Below are 19,153 nucleotides of genomic sequence, written 5' to 3'. Positions count from 1 at the left end.
GCTGCGGCATGTTCGTACCCGTCTATGTTTCTGTGGGTGTGCCGGGCCCGGACAGCTGGCTCGACCAGTGTCACGGAAGGGTCCGGTCAAGAAGTCGCGCCCGACACGATGTGGCCATACCCACCACCCCCGAGCGTACAAACCTGAACGGAACCGATGTCTGACGAAACGCGTCCCGTCGTCGGCGGCGCCCGCACCGCGGCCGTGATTCCGGCCGCCGGACGGGGCGTACGCCTCGGTCCTGGCGCCCCCAAAGCGCTCCGCGCGCTCAGCGGCACACCGATGCTCATCCATGCCGTCCGCGCCATGGCGGCGTCCCGCTCCGTCTCCCTCGTCGTGGTCGTCGCGCCGCCGGAGGGCGTCGCCGAGGTCAAGACGCTCCTCGCCGATCACGCCCTGCCCGAGAGGACTGATTTCGTCGTCGTGGCCGGCGGTGAGACGCGTCAGGAGTCCGTGAAGCTCGGGCTCGACGCGCTGCCCGACGGCATCGACATCGTCCTCGTGCACGACGCCGCCCGGCCGCTCGTCCCGGTCGACACCGTCGACGCGGTCATCGAGGCCGTACGGGACGGGGCGCCCGCCGTCGTCCCGGCGCTGCCGCTCGCGGACACGGTGAAGGAGGTCACGCCGACCGATGACGGTTCGCCGGAGCCGGTCGTCGCCACGCCGCCGCGCGCCCGGCTGCGTGCCGTGCAGACGCCGCAGGGCTTCGCGCACGCCACGCTCGTCCGCGCCCACGAGAGCGTCAAGGATGACGTCACCGACTGCGCCGGGATGGTCGAGAAGCTGGGCCTCCAGGTCGTGCTCGTGCCCGGGCACGAGGAGGCGTTCAAGGTGACCCGGCCGCTCGACCTGGTGCTCGCCGAGGCCGTGCTCGCCCGCAGGAGGGCCAACGATGGGTTCTGACCAGCAGGTACCGCCGCACGTGGCGCTGCCGCAGGTCGGCATCGGGACCGACATCCACGCCTTCGAGGACGGGCGCGAGCTGTGGTGCGCCGGGCTGAAGTGGGAGGGCGAGGGCCCCGGGCTCGCCGGGCACTCCGACGCCGATGTCGTCGCCCACGCCGCCTGCAACGCGCTGTTCTCGGCCGCAGGGCTCGGCGACCTCGGGCAGCACTTCGGCACCGGCCGCCCCGAGTGGTCGGGGGCGAGCGGGCTGACCCTGCTCACCGAGGCCGCGCGCATCGTGCGCGAGGCGGGCTTCGTCATCGGGAACGTCGCCGTGCAGGTCGTCGGGCCGCGGCCCAAGATCGGCAAGCGGCGCGAGGAGGCGCAGAAGCTGCTCTCCGAGGCGGCCGGGGCGCCGGTCTCCGTCTCAGGGGCGACGACCGACGGGCTCGGGTTCCCCGGGCGCGACGAGGGGCTCATGGCGATCGCGACCGCCCTGGTGGTGCGCGCCCAGGAGGCGTAGCAGGCATCGAAGGCATAGGCCCAGGTCACCTGGGCCCTGCCCACCTTACTGCACATCGATTGCAGTTAGAGTGGACCGGCAAGTGTCGTCGGTCCACGGTGAGGCAGTGTCAGGCAATGGGTGAGTACGAGATCCGCGCGGCCGGTGACGGCGACGTGGACGGAGCCCGCGCCGTCATGCTGGACACCGTCTACCGCGATCTGCGCTCCGGGTACGTGCCGCGCTGGCACGCCGACATCATCGACCCGGCCACCGCCTACCTGCGCCCCGAGCGCTGCACCCTGCTCGTCGCCGAGCACGTGGCGAGCGGGGAGATCGTCGCCACCGGCGCGGTGCGCGACCGCGGGCCCGCCTCCCCGCCCAACCCGCGCTGGGTCGCCGACCGCTTCCCCTCCGGCACCACCGCCCAGCTCTGCCGGATCTACGTACGCCCCGAGCACCGGCGCAACGGCCTCGCCCGCGCCCTCGTACGGGAGCTGACCGACTTCGTCGCCACGGCGGGCGGCTACGAGCGGCTCTATCTGCACACCGACCCGGCCGTGCCCGGCGCCGAACCGTTCTGGCGCTCCCTCGCGCAGGAGGTCTGCGACGAGCGCGAGCTGCCCGGCGGCGGACAGGGCATCGTCCACTTCGAGCTGCCGCTGCCCGCGCCCCTAGCCGTCCCCGCCCGGTGATGCGCCGCCGCGGCTTCCTGCTCGCGGCGGCCGGGGCCGGGCTCACCAGCGCCTGCGGGTCCTTCACCGGCACCGCGCGGGGCGGCCGGATCGCCGTCGACCTGGCCTTCGCGCCGACCCAGGGCATGTCCCCGTACGGCGACGACGGGCTCCTGCTCAGCCGGCTCGCGGTGGTCGACGGGCTCACGCGCATGGACACCGACGGCGTGATCCATCCGGCGCTGGCCGCGCAGTGGACCCGTACGAACGCCACGACCTGGGAGTTCACGCTGCGGGACGCCCGCTTCCAGGACGGGCGGCCCGTCACCGCCGACGCCGTGGCCGGGGCCCTTCGCGCCGCCGGGCGGGCCGAGGTGAAGCCGCGCGTGCTCAGCGACGTCGAGCTGACGGTGCGGGCGGCGGGGGAGCGGACCGTGCGGATCACGACCGCGACCGGCGACCCGCTGCTGCCTGCGCGGCTCGCCAACCCATCTCTCGCGATCTTCTCCCCGGCCGCGTACGGCAAGGACGGCACGGACGGCAAGGTGGACCCTCTCGGGCACGCCACCGGACCCTTCACCCTCACCCACCTGAACGGTGCCGTCTCCGCGACGCTCGACCGCTTCGACGGGCACTGGCGCGGCAAGGCGGCGGCGCGCGGTGTCGACGTGACCTTCGTCGCCGACAACAACGCCCGCGCCAACGCCCTGCGCTCCGGCCAGATCGAGCTCGCCGAGTTCGTCCCCGCCGCACAGGCGCTCGTCCTCGGCGGCCGGGCCCGCAAGGTCGCCACCGTCCGCACCACCACCCTGTACCTGAACACCCGGAAGGGGCCGCTCGCCGACCCTGGACTCCGTGCCGCCGTGCGCGCGAGCGCCGACACGTCCGCGCTGGCCAAGAGCGTCTACGAGGGCTACGCCGAGCGCGCCACCGGGCTCCTCGGCCCCGGTTTCGCCTGGGCCGACGGCAAGCAGCTCCCCGTCACCGGACGCGCGAAGGCGGCGACACCGCGCGGGCAGCGGATCACCCTCGCCACGTACACCAACCGGGCCGAGCTGCCCGAGGTCGCCGCAGCGCTTCAGCAACAGCTCGGCCGGGCCGGGTTCGACGTACGGCTCGTCGTCAAGGACTACGCGCGCCTGGAGTCCGGGGCGCTCAAGGGCGACTACGACGCGTTCCTGATGTCCCGCTCCACCGCGCTCGACACCGGCGACCCCGTCTCGTACCTCGCCTCCGACTTCACCAGCGGCGGCAGCTTCAACATCTCCCAGCTCAGCGACCCGGCCGTCGACGCCGCCGTGCGGAAGGCCGCCGGACTCGACGGCACCGCGCGCCGGCGGGCCGTGCTCGCCGCCGAGGCCGCGATCCTGCGCACCGACGCCGCCGTGCCCGTCGTCCACGAGGAACACCTCCAGGGCGTCGGCGCCGGGGTGCGCGGAACCGTCCTCGACCCCTACGAGCGACAGTTCGTCGGTCTGGAGACCCGCGCCCGATGAGGAACCTGAGCACCGCCGCCGGACGCGTGGCAGCGGCGGGCGGGCTGCTCCTGCTCACCGCACTGCTGCCCTGGCTGACCCGCACCGACCCCGCGCTCACCGTCCTGCACGCGCGGTACGGCGACGCGCCCACGACCCCGGAACAGCTCGCCGAGGTGCGCGAGCAGTTGGGCCTCGGCGACGGCCCCTTCACCTTCCTGGGCCAGTGGGTACGGGGCCTGGTCCACGGCGATCTCGGCTCCTCCTGGGTGACGGGCGCCGACGTCGGCGCGGACGTCTCCGCCTCCTTCGCGGTCTCCCTGTCCTTGATGGCGTACGCGATGGTCGTCGCCGTCGCCCTGGCCGTCACTCTGTGCCTGCCGACGCTGTGGCGCGGCACGACCCGGACCCGGCCGCCGAGCGGGGTCGGCGCCGGGGTGCTCGCCGCGCTCCCCGAGTTCCTGCTCGCCTCCGTCCTCGCCACCCTGTTCGCGGTGCGGCTCGGCTGGTTCCCCGCGCAGGGCTGGCAGTCGCCCGCCTCCGCCGTGCTGCCCGCGCTCGCGCTCGGCATCCCCGCCGGGGCGGTCCTCGGGCGGCTCGCGCAGGACGCGCTGCCCGCCGCGTTCGCCGAACCCTGGGTGCGGACCTGGCGGGCCAACGGAATGCCCCGCGCCCGCATCGCCCGGCACGCGGCACGCCGCGCCCTGCCCGCCGTACTGCCGCAGGCCGGGCTCACCGTCGTGGGGCTGACCGGCGCGGCGGCGGCCGTCGAGGCGGTCTTCGCGATCCCCGGGCTCGGCGGCACGGCGGTCGCCGCCGCACTCGACCTCGACCTGCCGCTCCTCCAGGGCTGCCTCCTCGTGCTGCTCGCGCTGGGCGTGGCGGCGGCCGTGGCGGTGGGCCTGGCGCGCCGATGGCTGCTCGGCCCCGCGCTGAAGGCGGGCGCGCTCCCCGGCCTGGCCCGGGCCACGGGCGGCGGACGCGGACGGCTCTACGCGGCCGGAGCCCTGGCCGCCGTACTCCTCGCCGTGATCGTCTGGGGCCTCACCCGCGACCCGCTCCACATCGACCTCGCGGCGCGCCTCGCACCGCCCTCGGCCGCGCACCCGTTCGGCACGGACGCACTGGGCCGCGACGTGCTCGCCCGGCTCGGCCACGGTGCCCTGCGCACCCTGGCCGTCGCGGCGGCGGTCTGCGCGGCGTCCTTCGTCCTCGGCGTCGCGCTCGGCCTCGCCCGCTGGACCAAGGGCCTGACCGAGGTCGCCAACGCCATGCCCGCGATCCTCGCCGGGCTCCTCGTCACCGGCCTCTTCGGCGCGGGCATGACCGGTGCGGCCGTCGCCGTCGCGGCGGTCGGCTGGGCCCCGCTCGCCGCGCACACGGCAGCCCTGGCCGAGACGGAACGGGCCTCGGGCCACGTGGAGGCGGCGCTCGTCTACGGCGCGGGCCGCCAGCACATCCTGCGCCACCACATCCTCACCGCAGTCCTCCCCCCGGTGGCCCGCCACGCGACACTCCGCCTGGCCCCGACGACCTTGGCGCTGGCCTCCCTGAGCTTCCTGGGCCTGGGCACCCAACCCCCCACCCCGGAGTGGGGCCGCCTCCTGATGGAAAACCTCCCGTACGCGGAACGGGCCCCATGGTCGACCCTCGCCCCGGCCCTGGCACTGGCATGCGTTGGCGGATGTCTGGCGCTCGCATCGACTGCCCAGGGGCGCGGGGAACTGTGCGCCCAGCCACGACGAAACCGCACTCGGCGAACAACGGAACCAGCCACGGCGAGTCCCTCGTGAAAACAAGCCGCCTCCGCCTACGCAACACCCCGCCCTACCTCCGCCTCCTCACCACAACCCAGCTCGCCTTCAACATCGGCTTCTACGCGGTCCTGCCCTATCTAGCCGCCCACCTCACCGACAACCTGGCCCTCGCCGGCTGGGCGGTGGGCCTGGTCCTGGGCCTACGCACGTTCAGCCAACAGGGCCTCTTCATGGTGGGCGGCGCCCTCACCGACCGCTTCGGGCCCCGCCCAGTCGTACTGGCAGGCTGCACCCTCCGCATCGCCGGCTTCACCTGGCTGGCCTTCGCGGACCGCACGGTCACGGTCACCGCCGCAGTCGTCCTCATCGGCTTCGCCGCCGCACTGTTCTCCCCGGCCGTCGAGTCGGAGACGGCCCGCGAGGCCGTCCGCCACGAACGGGAGACCGGCACCCCCCGCGCCCAGATCCTCGGCCTCTTCTCGGCGGCGGGCCAGGCGGGCGCCTTCCTGGGCCCGCTGCTCGGCACGGCCCTGCTCTTCGTGAGCTTCCGGGCGGCCTGCCTGGCGGGCGCGGTCGTGTTCGTGGCCGTACTGATCGCCCACGCCCGCCTGATGCCCGGCAGAAAACGCCCCGGATCACCCCGCGCCGAGAGAACCGGCGGAGCCCTCCGCTCGGTCTTCGCCCGCCCCCACTTCCTCGCCCTGTGCCTCGCCTACAGCGGCTACCTCATCGCGTACAACCAGCTCTATCTCGCCCTCCCCGTCGAGCTGACCCGCGCGACCGGCTCCCAGGACGGGGTCGGCGTGCTGTTCGCGCTGTCCTCGCTGCTCGTGGTCGGGGCGCAGCTGCCCGTCACCCGCTGGTCGGCGCGGCGGCTGGCCCCGCGCACCGCGCTCACCGCCGGGCTGCTCCTCGTGGCCGCCGGTTTCCTGGCGGTCGCCTGGCTGCCCGGCCGGGGCGCGTACGTGTACCTCCCCGCCGGGGTCCTGGTCGTCCTGCTCACCCTGGGGCAGATGCTCCTGGTCCCGGCCGCGCGCGGCCTCGTCCCCGATCTCGTCGACGAGCGGCACCTCGGTCTGGCCACCGGCGCCCTCTCCTCCGTCTCCGGGCTCGCCGTCCTGGGCGGCAGCGCGGGCACCGGGGCGCTCCTCTCGCTGCCCGCCCCCGCCCTGTGGACGGCGCTCGCGGCGGTGCCGCTGGCGGCGGCGGGAATCGGACGACTTGTGACATCGGGGCACCCGCGTCACGTAAATGCCCCGCAGGCGCATGGTGTTGGCGCAGGATCGGGTAGGCGACACCCGTCACCGGCCCGTGCAGAAGTCCAGAAAGACCAGAAAGAGGAGTGAGGCCATGTCCGCCCACCTGTCCGACGAGCTCAAGGCGCTGCTCGACAGCAAGGTCTTCATCAACGTCGCCACGATCCAGCCCGACGGCAGCCCCCAGGTCTCCCCGGTCTGGGCCAAGCGCGACGGCGACGACGTCCTCTTCTCCACGACCGTCGGCCGCCGCAAGGAGCAGAACCTGCGCCGCGACCCGCGTGTGACGGTCCTGGTGCAGCCCGCCGACAACCCGTACACGTACGCCGAGATCCGCGGCACCGTCGAGATCACCACCGAGGGCGGCCAGGAGCTCATCGACGAGCTGTCCCTCAAGTACACCGGCAAGAAGTACGCGGAGTTCAACCCGGCGTCCGCCCAGGACGGCGAGCGGGTCGTCGTCCGGGTCCGCGCGCGCAAGGTCGTCGGCGGCCTGTAGAAGTCCGTTCATCACCCCGGCCGCGGCGATGACACAGCCGTGACACCGTCGGGCCCATGGCACCCCTCCGGGCCCACTACCCTGGAGGGGTGACTATTCGCCTGTACGACACCAGCGCCCGGCAGACTCGCGACTTCACCCCGCTCACGCCGGGCTGTGTCTCGATCTACCTGTGTGGCGCCACCGTGCAGGCGGCCCCGCACATCGGGCACATCCGTTCGGGCCTGAACTTCGACATCATGCGCCGCTGGTTCACGTACCGCGGCTACGACGTGACGTTCGTGCGCAATGTGACGGACATCGACGACAAGATCATCAAGAAGGCGGCCGAGCAGAACCGCCCCTGGTGGTCGATCGGGTACGAGAACGAGCGGGCGTTCAACGACGCCTACACCGCTCTCGGCTGCCTGCCGCCCACCTACGAGCCACGCGCCACCGGCCACGTCACCGAGATGGTCGAGATGATGCGCGGCCTCATCGAGCGCGGCCACGCCTACGAGGCCGACGGCAACGTCTACTTCGACGTCCGCTCCTTCCCCGGCTACCTCCAGCTGTCCAACCAGGACATCGACGACCTGCGCCAGCCCTCCGGCGAGGGCGAGACCGGCAAGCGCGACCCCCGCGACTTCGCCATGTGGAAGGCGGCCAAGGAGGGCGAGCCGAGCTGGGAGACGCCGTGGGGCCGAGGCCGCCCCGGCTGGCACCTGGAGTGCTCGGCGATGGCCCACAAGTACCTGGGCTCCGCCTTCGACATCCACGGCGGCGGCATCGACCTGATCTTCCCGCACCACGAGAACGAGATCGCGCAGGCCAAGGGGTACGGGGACGAGTTCGCCAAGTACTGGGTGCACAACTCCTGGGTCACCATGGCCGGCGAGAAGATGTCGAAGTCGCTCGGCAACAGCGTCCTCGTCTCCGAGATGGTCAAGCACTGGCGGCCCATCGTGCTCCGGTACTACCTGGGCACCCCGCACTACCGCTCGACCATCGAGTACAGCGAGGACGCGCTGCGCGAGGCCGAGTCCGCGTTCGCCCGCATCGAGGGGTTCATCCAGCGCGTCGCCGAGAAGGCGGGCGGCGTCGTGGACCCGGCCGACGAGGTGCCGCCCGCGTTCGCCGAGGCCATGGACGACGACCTCGGGGTGCCGCAGGCGCTCGCCATCGTGCACACCGCCGTCCGGCAGGGGAACTCGGCGCTCGCCGCCGACGACAAGGAAGCCGCCGTGGCCCGCCTCGCCGAGGTCCGCGCCATGCTCGGCGTCCTCGGCCTCGACCCGCTCGACCCGCACTGGGCGGGCGAGAGCGACCGCGGCGAGGACCTGCACGGCGTCGTCGACACCCTCGTCCGCCTCGTGCTCGACCAGCGGGAAGCGGCCCGCGCCCGCAAGGACTGGGCCACCGCCGACGCCATCCGCGACCAGCTCGGCCAGTCCGGGCTCGTCATCGAGGACAGCCCGAGCGGCCCGCGCTGGAGCCTCGGCCCCCGCTGAGCCCCCGGATGTGCCGCCCGCGCCGTCGGGCGGCACACTTCATAGACGTACACACATATTCGTAGCCCCACAGGGCGCAGACGTAAGAGACAGGTAGGTCATGGCCGCCAACAACAACCGCCGCATGTCCGGCAAGAAGGGCGCGCAGGTCGGCAGTGGCGGCCAGCGGCGCAGGGGCCTGGAGGGCAAGGGCCCCACCCCGCCCGCCGAGATGCGCAAGGGCCACAAGAAGAACCGCGTCGCCAACGCGCAGGCCAAGCAGGCCGCCCGCCGCCCGAGCAGCCGCACCGGCGGCCCGCGCGGGAAGTCGACGTCCGAGATGGTCGTCGGCCGCAACCCGGTCGTGGAGGCGCTGCGCGAGGGCGTGCCCGCCTCCACGCTCTACGTCCAGCAGTTCATCGACAACGACGAGCGCGTCCGCGAGGCGCTCCAGCTCGCCGGTGAGCGCGGCGGCATCCACCTCATGGAGGCCCCGCGCCCCGAGCTGGACCGCATGACCAACGGCCTCAACCACCAGGGCCTCGTCCTCCAGGTCCCGCCGTACGAGTACGCGCACCCGGAGGACCTCGTCGCCGCCGCCTTCGACCAGGGCGAGGACCCGCTGATCGTCGCGCTCGACGGCGTCACCGACCCGCGCAACCTCGGCGCCGTCGTCCGCTCCGTCTCCGCGTTCGGCGGCCACGGCGTGGTCGTGCCCGAGCGCCGGGCCGCCGGGATGACCGCGGGCGCGTGGAAGACGTCGGCCGGTACCGCCGCCCGTACGCCCGTCGCCCGCGCGACCAACCTGACGCGCGCCCTGGAGCAGTACAAGAAGGCGGGCGTGGCGATCGTGGGCCTGGCCGCCGACGGCGACCACGAGGTCGGCGACCTCGACGCGCTCTCGGGCCCGGTCGTCATCGTGGTCGGCAGCGAGGGCAAGGGCCTGTCCCGGCTCGTCGGGGAGACCTGCGACTTCCGCGTCCGCATCCCGATGCCGGGTGGCGCCGAGTCGCTGAACGCCGGTGTGGCCGCCGGTGTCGTGCTCTACGAGGCGTCCCGCCGCCGCGCCTGACCGGCGCGTTCGTCCCGGGCCCCGCCCCTCCCACCAGGGTTTGACGGGGCCCGGACATTTGGGTGCGGTCAAGGCAGTGTCCTAAACACACATCACTCGGTTAGATGAGTGTGGACACCAGAACGCCCCGCACACCCTCGGGGGACCGCTCGTCGGGATTCGACGACGCTCCCGCGCTGAGCATGGTGAAGGTTCCGTGCGACCCGGCGCAGGTCATCGTCAACCACGCGAGTTTCCGCGTGCAGCTTCCCAGGGCGCAGCAGACGCAACTCCCGCGCATCGCACGGCACTTGGACGCCATGGGGATGGCCGGAGCCGAAGCGTCGACCACCCGTATCCCCGTCATCACCGGCGCCGGTACACCCGGCGCCCGGCGCCGCCCCGTCGTCATGCGCGGCGCCCAGGACCTCGCCGCCAGCGGCCTGCTGCAGTCCGCGCGCCGCGTGGGCGAGCCGGACGACGGTGGTGCCACACAGGTCATCCCGCGCGTCGACATGGACCGCGATCTCGCCGACGAGATGTACGACGGCGAGCCGACCGAGGAGACGCCCGTCGTCATCGGCCGCCAGGGCGGCGGCCCCGGCACCCGGATCCTGCCGCAGATGCGCCAGTCCGGCGCCGCGTTCGAGGACACCGGCGAACTCCAGCGGATCCCGTACGGGGACGAGGAGTTCGACGGGCCCGACGGCGACGAGGAGTCGGCCAACGAGACCACCGCCGCCCGGCGCTACGGTCCCGTCCGGCACGCCTACTATCCGGGCCGCCGGATGAACCTCGGCGTCGTCCTCCTCCCGCTCCGCGTCTTCCTCGGCTTCATCTCCATCTACGCGGGCATGGGCAAGCTCTGCGACCCCGTCTACTTCGACGGCGGCGAGCGCGGCTCCATGGTCAAGTGGCTGAACTCGCTGCATCCGTGGGAGCTCGCCGAACCCATGCGCGACTGGGCGCTCCAGCACCCCGTCGGCGCCGGACTCGTCATCGCCTTCGCCCAGGTCATCGTCGGTGTCCTCACCGTCCTCGGCCTGTGGCAGCGCATCTCCGCCGTCCTCGGCGCCCTGCTCTCGGCCGCGCTCCTGCTCACCGTGAGCTGGAAGACCGTGCCCGCCTACGACGCGCCCGACATCATCTACCTCGCCGCCTGGTCCCCGCTGATCATCGCGGGCGCCCCGGTCTACTCGGTCGACGGCCGCCTCGCCGCCGGGGCCTGGCGGCGCCTCGGACCCCGCACCGCCCTGTGGGACCTGCGCCGCTACGTGCTGCGCCGAGGCACCGTCATCGCCACCCTCGTCATCGGCTCCACGCTGCTCATCGGCTCCCTGCTCGGCAGCGCCGTCCGCGACGCCGACCGCGTCACGGCCCCCGGGCCCGGCGACGCCCCGCGCAACGAGCAGCCCGGCTCCCCGCTCCCCTCCGCCCCCGGCCACAAGCAGCGCCACTCGCAGGCCCCGTCGGCGTCCTCCAGCTCGCCGACGCAGGGCACCACCGCGAGCCCGTCCGGCGCGGCCAGCTCCCCGGGCACCGTGCGCGAGTCCGGCACGGTCAGCGGCGCCACCGCCGCCCCGACGCAGGGCGCCACGGCCGGCCAGGTCCCGCCCCGCCAGACCACCCCGCAGCAGCCCCCGGCCAGCGCGACGGCGGGCCCGGCCACCGGCGCCGACGACACGTCCGGCGGCGCGGGCGGCAGCACGTCCGACGGCGGCGCCTCCTCCTCCGGCGGCGGTGGCGGCGCCCCCGAGCAAGGCGGCAACGGCAACGGCAACGGCAACGGCGGGCACGGCAGGCTGGTGGGCGGCCTGCTCGGCTGACCCCGCGTCCTCGCCCGTACGAGAGCGGGGCCCCGCACGAAGGTCGTGCGGGGCCCCGTCGTCATGGTGGTCAACGGCCCAGGGCCGCCAGCTCCTTCGCCGCCTCGCTGAGGTCCTTCGCCGTGTCGATCGCCCGCCAGTAGGCGCCCTGCGGGATCGGGAACCCGGCGAGGCGCTTGGCGCGGGCCAGGCGGGGGAACGTGGTGCGCTCGTGGTCGCCCGTGTCCGGGAGCAGCGAGGCGAACTCGGGGGAGAAGACGTACAGGCCCGCGTTGATCAGGTACGGCGAGGGCGGCGCCTCCACGAAGTCCGTGATGTGGCCGAACGTGTCCGTCTCGACGGCGCCCCACGGGATGCGCGGCCGGGCGAGGGCGAGCGTCGCGGTCGCCTCGCGCTCGTGGTGGAAGTCGGCCATGTCGCGCAGCGAGAACCGGGTCCAGATGTCGCCGTTCGTCGCGTACCAGGGCCGGTCCTGGTGCGGCAGGTGCCGGGCCGCGAACTTCAGGCCGCCGCCCCGGCCGAGCGGCTCCTTCTCGACGACCGTCGTGACGCGCAGCGGCAGATCCGTCCCCTCCAGCCACTCCTGGAGGACCTCGGCGAGATGCCCGCAGGAGACGACGGCGTCCGTGACGCCCTCCTCGGCGAGCCAGGCCAGCTGGTGGCCGATGATCGGCGTGCCCGTGCCCGGGATCTCCACCATCGGCTTCGGGCGGTCGTCGGTGTACGGGCGCAGCCGGGAGCCCTGGCCGCCCGCGAGGACGACGGCCTGGGTCGGGCGGTGGGCAGAAGAATGCGGGCCGTGCGCGGACGGTTCAACGGTCGTCATGACCGGAACTGTACGTGCGCACGGCCCGCCGGGGCTGCCGTCCGTCGGCGGCTCAGGCGCGGAACCCGGCCACCCCCGATGCGAACGAGGTGTCACAGACCGGCCGCGCGTAGGACTGGGCGCGCGCCGGACCGTACGCCTGCACCGCCGCGCGGCCCAGGGCCTTCGCGATCGACATGCAGTGCTTGGCGAGCGACGGGCGCCGGTCGACCTCCTGCTGGAGGTGGGTCAGCGCGATCCCGGGGTTGTCCTCCTGGAGCTCCTGCAGGAGCCGGTCGCGCAGGACGTCCTGCGGGGCGCGCGACTTGGCGCGGGCGGAGACATCGTGTGAGGAAGCCGTGAGGATGGAGTCCGCGTCGCTCCCGGACCAGTTGACTCGGGTGACCGCGAGGGTCCCGGAGAGCACCAGCATCACCGGCAGGACGAACGCGAGCGTGCGGGCGGCGCGGCGGGCGGGGCCCTGGCCCCGGGCACGGCGCGGCTTCTGGGTGTAGTCAGCGGAGTGCGTCACGCGAGTGAGCGTAGCGGTCAGTGATGATTTGGCGACATTTCGTCACTCGACCGAGGGACGGGTAACTAGGTTTCTTTGCTTACGCGTTGACGCCACTGGCCTATATGTCTTACTTGCCGGGGTATTTGTCGACACGGCACGCGCCCGGGGCATACGCGGAAAGGCCCCGCGCCGGTACGGCACGGGGCCCTTCCGCGGCTCTCAGTCCGTTCAGTCGGAGAGACGCTCGCCCGTCGAGGTCGAGAACACGTGGGTCTCGCCCGGCCGCGGCACGACGTGGAGCTGCGCGCCCTTCTCCGGGACCTCACGGCCGCCGACGCGGACGACGAGGTCCTTGTCCTCACCGCCGACGCGGGCGCTGCCGTAGACGTAGGCGTCGGCGCCGAGCTCCTCCACCACGTTCACGGAGACCGCGAGGCCCGCCGGGGCGTCGGTGGCGTCCTTGGTGAGGGACCTGGCGGCCTCGCCGCCGTGCTCGACGACGTCGAAGTGCTCGGGGCGGATGCCGACCGTGACCGTGGTGTCGCCCTTGTCGGACGCGGCCTTCAGCGCCTCGCGGTTGACCGGGACGACCGAGTTGCCGAACTTCACGCCGCCGTCGGTGATCGGGACCTCGACCAGGTTCATGGCCGGGGAGCCGATGAAGCCGGCGACGAAGAGGTTGGCCGGGCGGTCGTACATGTTGCGCGGGGTGTCGACCTGCTGGAGCAGACCGTCCTTGAGCACGGCCACGCGGTCGCCCATCGTCAGGGCCTCGACCTGGTCGTGGGTGACGTAGACGGTGGTGATGCCGAGACGGCGCTGGAGCGAGGCGATCTGCGTACGGGTCGACACGCGGAGCTTGGCGTCGAGGTTCGACAGCGGCTCGTCCATGAGGAACACCTGGGGCTCACGCACGATGGCGCGGCCCATGGCGACACGCTGGCGCTGACCACCGGAGAGCGCCTTCGGCTTGCGGTCCAGGTACTCGGTGAGGTCGAGGATCTTCGCGGCCTCCTCGACCTTCTGCCGGATCTCCGCCTTGTTGACGCCGGCGATCTTGAGCGCGAAGCCCATGTTGTCGGCGACGGTCATGTGCGGGTAGAGCGCGTAGTTCTGGAACACCATGGCGATGTCCCGGTCCTTCGGCGGGAGGTGCGTGACGTCGCGGTCGCCGATGCGGATCGCGCCGCCGTTGACGTCCTCCAGGCCCGCGAGCATGCGCAGCGAGGTCGACTTGCCGCAGCCGGACGGGCCGACGAGAACGAGGAACTCGCCGTCCTCGATCGCGATGTCCAGGCCGTCGACGGCGGGCTTGGTCGAACCCGGGTAGACGCGGGTCGCCTTGTCGAACGTGACAGATGCCATGGCTGTGAAGCCCCCTTCACCGGCAGGAACGTGCCGGACGATCCGTTGTAAAGGCGGGGCCGCCCTGGCTCGTGCCACGGCGGCGTGAAGCATGGTGGAGCGCTGGATGAAGCACTGGTGTAGTCCACGTGAGTGAACTGATCGGACCGTACCTGCCGGGTGGCCGGTCTGTCAGCAGTCCTGAGCTTGTGAGATTCGCCGAAATATTCGGGCAGGCAGAACAACGCACTTTTGACCACGCCTCACGGCTTCCTGCTTCACAGCTCGCCGCCGACGGACAACGGACTCCTCCGTCGCACCGCACGGTCTCACGCAGGCTCCACAGGCATGACGGCCGACAGCCCATCGGTCCGTAACGCACACCACCGCACGAACCGCCTTCTACGCGGCCACCACCTCATCCGACAGCTCGGACGCTTTGATCACCGAGGGAATCGCCCGCTCCGGCGGCAACGCCGACGCCACCAGCCAGTACAGCCGCATCCCCTCGTCCCGCAGATTCACCGCCGCGTTCACATCGCGGTCGTGAACCGCACTACACCCGGTGCATACCCAAACGCGCACTGCGACATCCAGCTTCGGTCCCTTCTCGTGGCAGCGCGCACAGCGCCGCGTAGACGGGAAGAAGCGGTCCACGATCACCAGCGTCCGGCCGTACCAACCGCACTTGTAGCGAAGCCGGCGCAGCAGCTCACCCCATGAAGCGTCTCTGATCGAGTCGTTGAGACGTGCCTTGCGCCGACGGCCCTTGCCCTTCCCTCCGGCCATGAGGGACACGATGGACAGATCCTCCACCACGAGCACTTGGTTCTCGCGCACGAGGCGGGTGGTGAGCTGATCCAGCATGTCCCTTCGCACGTCGCCCATGAGGGCGTACAGGCGCGCGATCTTCTGGCGTACCTTCTCGCGGTTGCGCGAACCGCGTTCCTTGCGATGCAACTCCCGCTGTAGCAGGCGTAGTCGGTCCGCGTACCGTCGCAGCAAGCGGGGGTGGTCCACCTTTGTGCCGTCGTCGAGCGTCATCAGTGAAGCCAGACCCAGGTCCAGGCCCACAGCCCGCGGCTCCCGCGAACCCGCGAGAAGCGCCACCGGCAGTGGCTCGACCACTTCCTCCACCAAAAATGCGACGAAGAACCGCCCCGCCCGATCCCGCTCCACCGTCAGCCGCACCGGCATGACACCCGACGGCAACGGCCGCGACCATCGCACGTCCAGCGGTGCACTGTGCAAAGCGAGCTTCACAGTGCCGATGCCGGGCTGCTCCGCATCCTCGCGCCAGCTGAAACCGGTGCGCGCATACGTCGCCGTGTCCCGCGCCCTCCCCTTCTTCTTCCGCCTCGGGTACTTCGACGAACCGCGGAAGAAGCGCTGAAAGGCGGCCTGCAAGTGGCGCAACGGCTGCTGCAGCACCGTCGACGACACCTCCATCAGCCACGACGTACCCTCCGCCCGCCGCCAACCGGTCAGGGCCCGGCACGTCTCCGCGAAGCCCACCGACACCCGATGCTCACGCCACGCCTTCTCCCGCAGCGCCAACCCCTCGTTGTAGACCCAGCGGCACGCGCCGAACGTCTTCGACAACTGCTCGGCTTGCGACGGCGTCGGGTAGAAGCGGTACCGGTAGACACGGTTCCGGGTGCCGGCCTCCGTCGCGCGACCCCGGGCGGGGACGGTCGGACCGCTACGTGACCAGCTGCTGTCGGCGATACCGAAAGCCTCCCGCTTGATGCGTTTGGCCTCTGTGCCAGCCACCGAAACCATGAGCCCCCGCCCCTCGGTGCAGTCCGATATTCGGAACAGCATGTCTGTCCGTCCAACGAACGGGCGCTCGGGTGGTTACGCCCGCCCTCCGGTCGACAGCACGCAAGAACTTCTTGGTCTGCGACAAGGGAGGCTGTGTAAGGTAGAGGCCTCCGCGCGGCCCCTGCTGCGCGTGCCTCCTTAGCTCAGCTGGTCAGAGCGCCGCTCTTGTAAAGCGAAGGTCGTCGGTTCGAATCCGACAGGGGGCTCCAGCACGTCAGGAAGGGCCCCGCTCCTTGCGCAGAGGAGCGGGGCCTTTTCGCGTGTTCAGTGGCGGCCGGTGAGGCGGTCGGCCGTTCTCGCCAGGCGGGACGATGTCGCGGTGTGCGTGGTGCGTTCGCGGTGGTCGGCTGTGCGGTAGGTGGCGTAGAGGCCGTGGACGCCGAGCCAGCGGAAGGGTTCCGGTTCCCACTTGCGGACCTTGTGGTTGACCCAGGGCAGGGTCGTCAGGTCGGTGGGGCCGGACTGGCCCGAGTCCTGTTGGACCAGGTCGCGCAGGGTGCGGGCGGCCAGGTTGGAGGTGGCGACGCCGGAGCCGACGTAGCCGCCCGCCCAGCCGAGGCCGGTCGAGCGGTCCAGGGCGACGGTGGCGCACCAGTCCCGGGGGACGCCGAGGACGCCGGACCAGGTGTGGGTGACGGGGACTCCGGTCAGATGGGGGAAGAGGGTCGTCAGGAGCTGGGTCAGGGAGGCCACCGTCGCCGGGTGGGTGCGGCCGTCGGTGTCCGTGCGGGAGGCGTAGCGGTAGGGGTGGCCCCGGCCGCCGAGGGCGATGCGGTCGTCGGCGGTGCGCTGGGCGTAGAGGTAGGCGTGGGCCATGTCGCCGAGGGTTTCGCGGTTCTCCCAGCCGATGGAGTCCCATTGGGCGGGGGTGAGGGGCGCCGTGGCGATCATGGAGGAGTTCATGGGGAGCCAGGTGCGGCGGTTGCCCTTGAGGGAGGCGGTGAACCCTTCGGTGCAGCGCAGGACGTAGGAGGCGCGGACCGTGCCGTAGGGGGTGACGGCGTGCTTGGGCTTGATCTCGGTGACGGGTGTCGACTCGTGGATCGTCACGCCCAGGGCCTCCACCGTCCTGGCCAGGCCCTTGAGGAGCTTCGCCGGGTGCAGGCGGGCGCCGTGCGGGGTCCAGGTGGAGCCGACGGCCCCGGCGACGCGGATGCGGTCGGTCGTCTCGCGGGCGCCGTGCAGGGTGCGGTCCTTCTCGCCGTAGGAGAGTTCCGTGGCGTGGAAGGCGCGCAGGCGCGCCAGTTGGGCCGGGGTGTACGCGACCTCCAGGACGCCGCCCTGGTGGATGTCGGCGTCGATGGATTCCGCGCGGGCCACCTCGATGACCTCGCTGACCGTGGCGTTCATGGCCTGTTGGAGGCGGACGGCGGCGTCGTGGCCGTGGAGGGCGGCGTAGCGGTCGCGGCCGGCGATGCCGTTGTAGAGCCAGCCGCCGTTGCGCCCCGAGGCCCCGTAGCCGCAGAACTTCTGTTCGAGGACGGTGATGCGGAGGAAGGGGGCGGCCTTCTTCAGGTAGTACGCCGTCCACAGGCCCGTGTAGCCGCCGCCGACGATGGCGACATCGGCGCTCGCGTCGCCCGCGAGGGGTTCACGGGGGGCGGGCAGGCCGTCGTCCGCGTACCAGAACGATATGCCGCCGTTGGCGGGGCCCGCCGCGCCGTTGCCGATGCTGTTCGCGCTGCTCATGGCGGTGGACGTTACTGCGCGGGACGGGTTCGCGGCAGGGGTCGGCCGCGGCCGAGGGGGCGGCAGGCGAGGCCGGTCAGGAGCGCGGCTGCGTGGCCGAGGTCGGTGAAGGTGCGGGTGGTGGCGAGCGGGACGCCGTAGATGAGGAGGGCGGCGGCCAGGTACACGTGGCGCCAGGGTGGCGTGATGCGGTGGGTGAGGACGCCGATGCTGCCCGCGAGGGCGTAGCTGACGCCGATGTCCAGGGTGTCGACGGCGGACGTGGGCGCGTGCCCGTAGCGGATGGCCCACAGCAGGGCACCCTCGCTGACCAGGGTGGCGAGGACGTGCGCGGCGGCGACGACGACGAGCCAGCGCGCGGTCGAGAGCCAGCGTTCGGCCTGGGCGTGGAAGACGGTGTAGAGGACGGCGTACGGCCACCAGGCGCCGCCGTCGGTCCACAGGGCGGAGGAGACGAGGACGCGGACGGGGTGGGTCGCGAGTTCGTGCAGGTTGGTGGAGCGCCGGCGCAGGAAGTCGTGCTCGGAGTGCGGGTCCATGTGGTGGGCGGCGACGGTGGTGAGGAGGAGCACGGTCAGCCAGAGGTAGGTGCAGGGGGCGTCGCGGACGTACGACCCGGCGAGCGTTCCCGCACGGCGCAGAAAAAGGCGCATGGTCGATTGAGGCACGCGGGTAGGGTCGGCTGTGTGATCGACATTCCGGAGGGGCTCGTACAGTCGCAGGCGGAGTACGCGGGGGAGGCGGGCCGCGCGTTCATCGCGGCGCTGCCCGCGCTGGTGGAGGAGTTCGTCGAGCGGTGGGGGCTGCGGCTCGACGGGGCGCCCATGCACGGGGTGGCGGCGCTGGTCCTCCCGGTGGTGCGGCGCGCGGACTCGGTGCCCGCGGTGGTGAAGTTCCAGCTCCTGGACGAGGAGACGGAGGGCGAGCCGGTCGCGTTGCGGGTGTGGGACGGTGACGGCGCGGTGCGTCTGCTCGACCATGACGCCCGTACGGGGACCATGCTGCTCGAACGGCTCGACGCGGGGCGGATGCTGAGCTCCGTCGAGGACTCCCGCAAGGGCGTGCTGGTCATCGCCGAGCTGCTCGCGCGGCTGACGGCGGGGCCCGCGCCGGAGGGGATGCGGCGCCTGGACGACATCGCGGCGCGGATGCTCGCGGGGGTGCCGCGGGCGCTGGAGCGGATCGCGGACCCGGGGCGGCGGGCGGTCGTGGCGTCGTGCGCGGCGGCGGTGCGGGAGGTCGCGGCGGAGCCCGCGGGCGACCGGCTGCTCCACTGGGACCTGCACTTCGAGAACGTCCTGGCGAGCGAGCGGGAGCCGTGGGTCGCCATCGACCCGAAGCCGCTGGCCGGGGACCCGGGGTTCGACCTGTGGCCCGCGCTCGACAACCGCTTCGAGGCCGACGAGGTCATGTGGCGGTTCGACGCGATGACGGACGTGCTGGGGCTCGACCGGGAGCGGGCACGCGCCTGGACGCTGGGCCGTGTGCTGCAGAACGCCTTGTGGGACGTGGAGGACGGGCGGGAGCTGTCGGCCGACGACTTGGAGATCGCTCGTCGATTGCTGGGCGGCCGGTGAGCG

The 19,153-nt window shown here is 72.5% G+C and carries 17 protein-coding genes and 1 tRNA gene; 12 read left to right on the top strand and 6 right to left on the bottom strand.

Annotated features, from left to right (window positions below; translation table 11 throughout):
- Window positions 1-156: 156 nt before the first annotated feature.
- The 10 genes from ispD (at window position 157) to ABZ877_RS26500 (ending at window position 11,397) form a co-directional block, all read left to right on the top strand.
- On the top strand, window positions 157-906 hold the full coding sequence (gene ispD, locus ABZ877_RS26545; RefSeq protein WP_361075434.1) for a 2-C-methyl-D-erythritol 4-phosphate cytidylyltransferase: 750 nt from the start codon (window positions 157-159) through the stop codon (window positions 904-906).
- On the top strand, window positions 896-1,411 hold the full coding sequence (gene ispF, locus ABZ877_RS26540; RefSeq protein WP_361075432.1) for a 2-C-methyl-D-erythritol 2,4-cyclodiphosphate synthase: 516 nt from the start codon (window positions 896-898) through the stop codon (window positions 1,409-1,411). The genes ispD and ispF overlap by 11 nt, the downstream gene beginning before the upstream one ends.
- Before the next feature lie 116 nt (window positions 1,412-1,527).
- Window positions 1,528-2,085, top strand: a complete 558-nt coding sequence (locus ABZ877_RS26535) for a GNAT family N-acetyltransferase (protein WP_361075430.1) — start codon at window positions 1,528-1,530, stop codon at window positions 2,083-2,085.
- A complete protein-coding gene (locus tag ABZ877_RS26530; RefSeq protein WP_361075428.1) occupies window positions 2,085-3,560 on the top strand; it encodes an ABC transporter substrate-binding protein in 1,476 nt (491 codons plus the stop codon). Before ABZ877_RS26535 ends, ABZ877_RS26530 begins: the two co-directional genes overlap by 1 nt.
- On the top strand, window positions 3,557-5,332 hold the full coding sequence (locus tag ABZ877_RS26525) for an ABC transporter permease subunit (protein ID WP_361075426.1): 1,776 nt from the start codon (window positions 3,557-3,559) through the stop codon (window positions 5,330-5,332). The genes ABZ877_RS26530 and ABZ877_RS26525 overlap by 4 nt, the downstream gene beginning before the upstream one ends.
- The gene (locus ABZ877_RS26520) at window positions 5,329-6,642 is read left to right on the top strand and encodes an MFS transporter (RefSeq protein ID WP_361075424.1); all 1,314 of its coding nucleotides are present in this window, start codon (window positions 5,329-5,331) and stop codon (window positions 6,640-6,642) included. The genes ABZ877_RS26525 and ABZ877_RS26520 overlap by 4 nt, the downstream gene beginning before the upstream one ends.
- Before the next feature lie 4 nt (window positions 6,643-6,646).
- Entirely contained in the window at window positions 6,647-7,051 is a 405-nt protein-coding gene (locus tag ABZ877_RS26515) for a PPOX class F420-dependent oxidoreductase (protein WP_361075422.1), read from the top strand.
- Between the two features lie 89 nt (window positions 7,052-7,140).
- Entirely contained in the window at window positions 7,141-8,541 is a 1,401-nt protein-coding gene (gene cysS, locus ABZ877_RS26510) for a cysteine--tRNA ligase (RefSeq protein ID WP_361075420.1), read from the top strand.
- Between the two features lie 100 nt (window positions 8,542-8,641).
- Window positions 8,642-9,592, top strand: a complete 951-nt coding sequence (gene rlmB / locus ABZ877_RS26505; protein WP_361075418.1) for a 23S rRNA (guanosine(2251)-2'-O)-methyltransferase RlmB — start codon at window positions 8,642-8,644, stop codon at window positions 9,590-9,592.
- 110 nt (window positions 9,593-9,702) lie between these two features.
- A complete protein-coding gene (locus tag ABZ877_RS26500; RefSeq protein WP_361075600.1) occupies window positions 9,703-11,397 on the top strand; it encodes a DoxX family membrane protein in 1,695 nt (564 codons plus the stop codon).
- A 70-nt stretch (window positions 11,398-11,467) separates the two neighbouring features.
- Here the strand turns inward: ABZ877_RS26500 and ABZ877_RS26495 are convergent, their stop codons facing one another.
- From ABZ877_RS26495 to ABZ877_RS26480, 4 genes are all read right to left on the bottom strand, one after another.
- On the bottom strand, window positions 11,468-12,223 hold the full coding sequence (locus tag ABZ877_RS26495; protein WP_361075416.1) for a nucleotidyltransferase family protein: 756 nt from the start codon (window positions 12,221-12,223) through the stop codon (window positions 11,468-11,470).
- Window positions 12,224-12,275: 52 nt separating this feature from the next.
- Complete coding sequence (locus ABZ877_RS26490; protein WP_361075414.1) at window positions 12,276-12,734, bottom strand: hypothetical protein; 459 nt, start codon at window positions 12,732-12,734, stop codon at window positions 12,276-12,278.
- 210 nt (window positions 12,735-12,944) lie between these two features.
- Complete coding sequence (ugpC, locus tag ABZ877_RS26485) at window positions 12,945-14,081, bottom strand: sn-glycerol-3-phosphate ABC transporter ATP-binding protein UgpC (RefSeq protein ID WP_361075412.1); 1,137 nt, start codon at window positions 14,079-14,081, stop codon at window positions 12,945-12,947.
- Between the two features lie 381 nt (window positions 14,082-14,462).
- Window positions 14,463-15,842, bottom strand: a complete 1,380-nt coding sequence (locus ABZ877_RS26480) for a transposase (RefSeq protein WP_361075410.1) — start codon at window positions 15,840-15,842, stop codon at window positions 14,463-14,465.
- Between the two features lie 174 nt (window positions 15,843-16,016).
- Between ABZ877_RS26480 and ABZ877_RS26475 the strand changes: the two genes are divergently transcribed.
- Window positions 16,017-16,093, top strand: a tRNA-Thr gene (locus ABZ877_RS26475).
- A 55-nt stretch (window positions 16,094-16,148) separates the two neighbouring features.
- On the opposite strand, the gene ABZ877_RS26470 is transcribed toward ABZ877_RS26475, so the two are convergent.
- On the bottom strand, window positions 16,149-17,573 hold the full coding sequence (locus ABZ877_RS26470) for an FAD-dependent oxidoreductase (RefSeq protein ID WP_361075408.1): 1,425 nt from the start codon (window positions 17,571-17,573) through the stop codon (window positions 16,149-16,151).
- A gap of 11 nt (window positions 17,574-17,584) precedes the next feature.
- Window positions 17,585-18,226, bottom strand: a complete 642-nt coding sequence (locus ABZ877_RS26465; RefSeq protein ID WP_361075597.1) for a rhomboid-like protein — start codon at window positions 18,224-18,226, stop codon at window positions 17,585-17,587.
- A 33-nt stretch (window positions 18,227-18,259) separates the two neighbouring features.
- Between ABZ877_RS26465 and ABZ877_RS26460 the strand changes: the two genes are divergently transcribed.
- Window positions 18,260-19,150, top strand: coding sequence for an aminoglycoside phosphotransferase family protein (locus tag ABZ877_RS26460; protein WP_361075406.1), 891 nt, complete (start codon window positions 18,260-18,262; stop codon window positions 19,148-19,150).
- Window positions 19,151-19,153: the final 3 nt, after the last annotated feature.

The sequence above is a fragment of the Streptomyces sp. NPDC046939 genome, from assembly GCF_040644575.1.
Classification (GTDB): domain Bacteria; phylum Actinomycetota; class Actinomycetes; order Streptomycetales; family Streptomycetaceae; genus Streptomyces.
This window is presented reverse-complemented; position numbering and strand designations above follow the sequence as displayed.

Coding starts and splice junctions, on each gene's coding strand:
- ispD (WP_361075434.1), top strand. CDS start 157: ATGTCTGACGAAACGCGTCCCGTCGTCGGCGGCGCCCGCACCGCGGCC.
- ispF (WP_361075432.1), top strand. CDS start 896: ATGGGTTCTGACCAGCAGGTACCGCCGCACGTGGCGCTGCCGCAGGTC.
- ABZ877_RS26535 (WP_361075430.1), top strand. CDS start 1,528: ATGGGTGAGTACGAGATCCGCGCGGCCGGTGACGGCGACGTGGACGGA.
- ABZ877_RS26530 (WP_361075428.1), top strand. CDS start 2,085: ATGCGCCGCCGCGGCTTCCTGCTCGCGGCGGCCGGGGCCGGGCTCACC.
- ABZ877_RS26525 (WP_361075426.1), top strand. CDS start 3,557: ATGAGGAACCTGAGCACCGCCGCCGGACGCGTGGCAGCGGCGGGCGGG.
- ABZ877_RS26515 (WP_361075422.1), top strand. CDS start 6,647: ATGTCCGCCCACCTGTCCGACGAGCTCAAGGCGCTGCTCGACAGCAAG.
- rlmB (WP_361075418.1), top strand. CDS start 8,642: ATGGCCGCCAACAACAACCGCCGCATGTCCGGCAAGAAGGGCGCGCAG.
- ABZ877_RS26495 (WP_361075416.1), bottom strand. CDS start 12,223: ATGACGACCGTTGAACCGTCCGCGCACGGCCCGCATTCTTCTGCCCAC.
- ugpC (WP_361075412.1), bottom strand. CDS start 14,081: ATGGCATCTGTCACGTTCGACAAGGCGACCCGCGTCTACCCGGGTTCG.
- ABZ877_RS26480 (WP_361075410.1), bottom strand. CDS start 15,842: ATGGTTTCGGTGGCTGGCACAGAGGCCAAACGCATCAAGCGGGAGGCT.
- ABZ877_RS26470 (WP_361075408.1), bottom strand. CDS start 17,573: ATGAGCAGCGCGAACAGCATCGGCAACGGCGCGGCGGGCCCCGCCAAC.
- ABZ877_RS26465 (WP_361075597.1), bottom strand. CDS start 18,226: ATGCGCCTTTTTCTGCGCCGTGCGGGAACGCTCGCCGGGTCGTACGTC.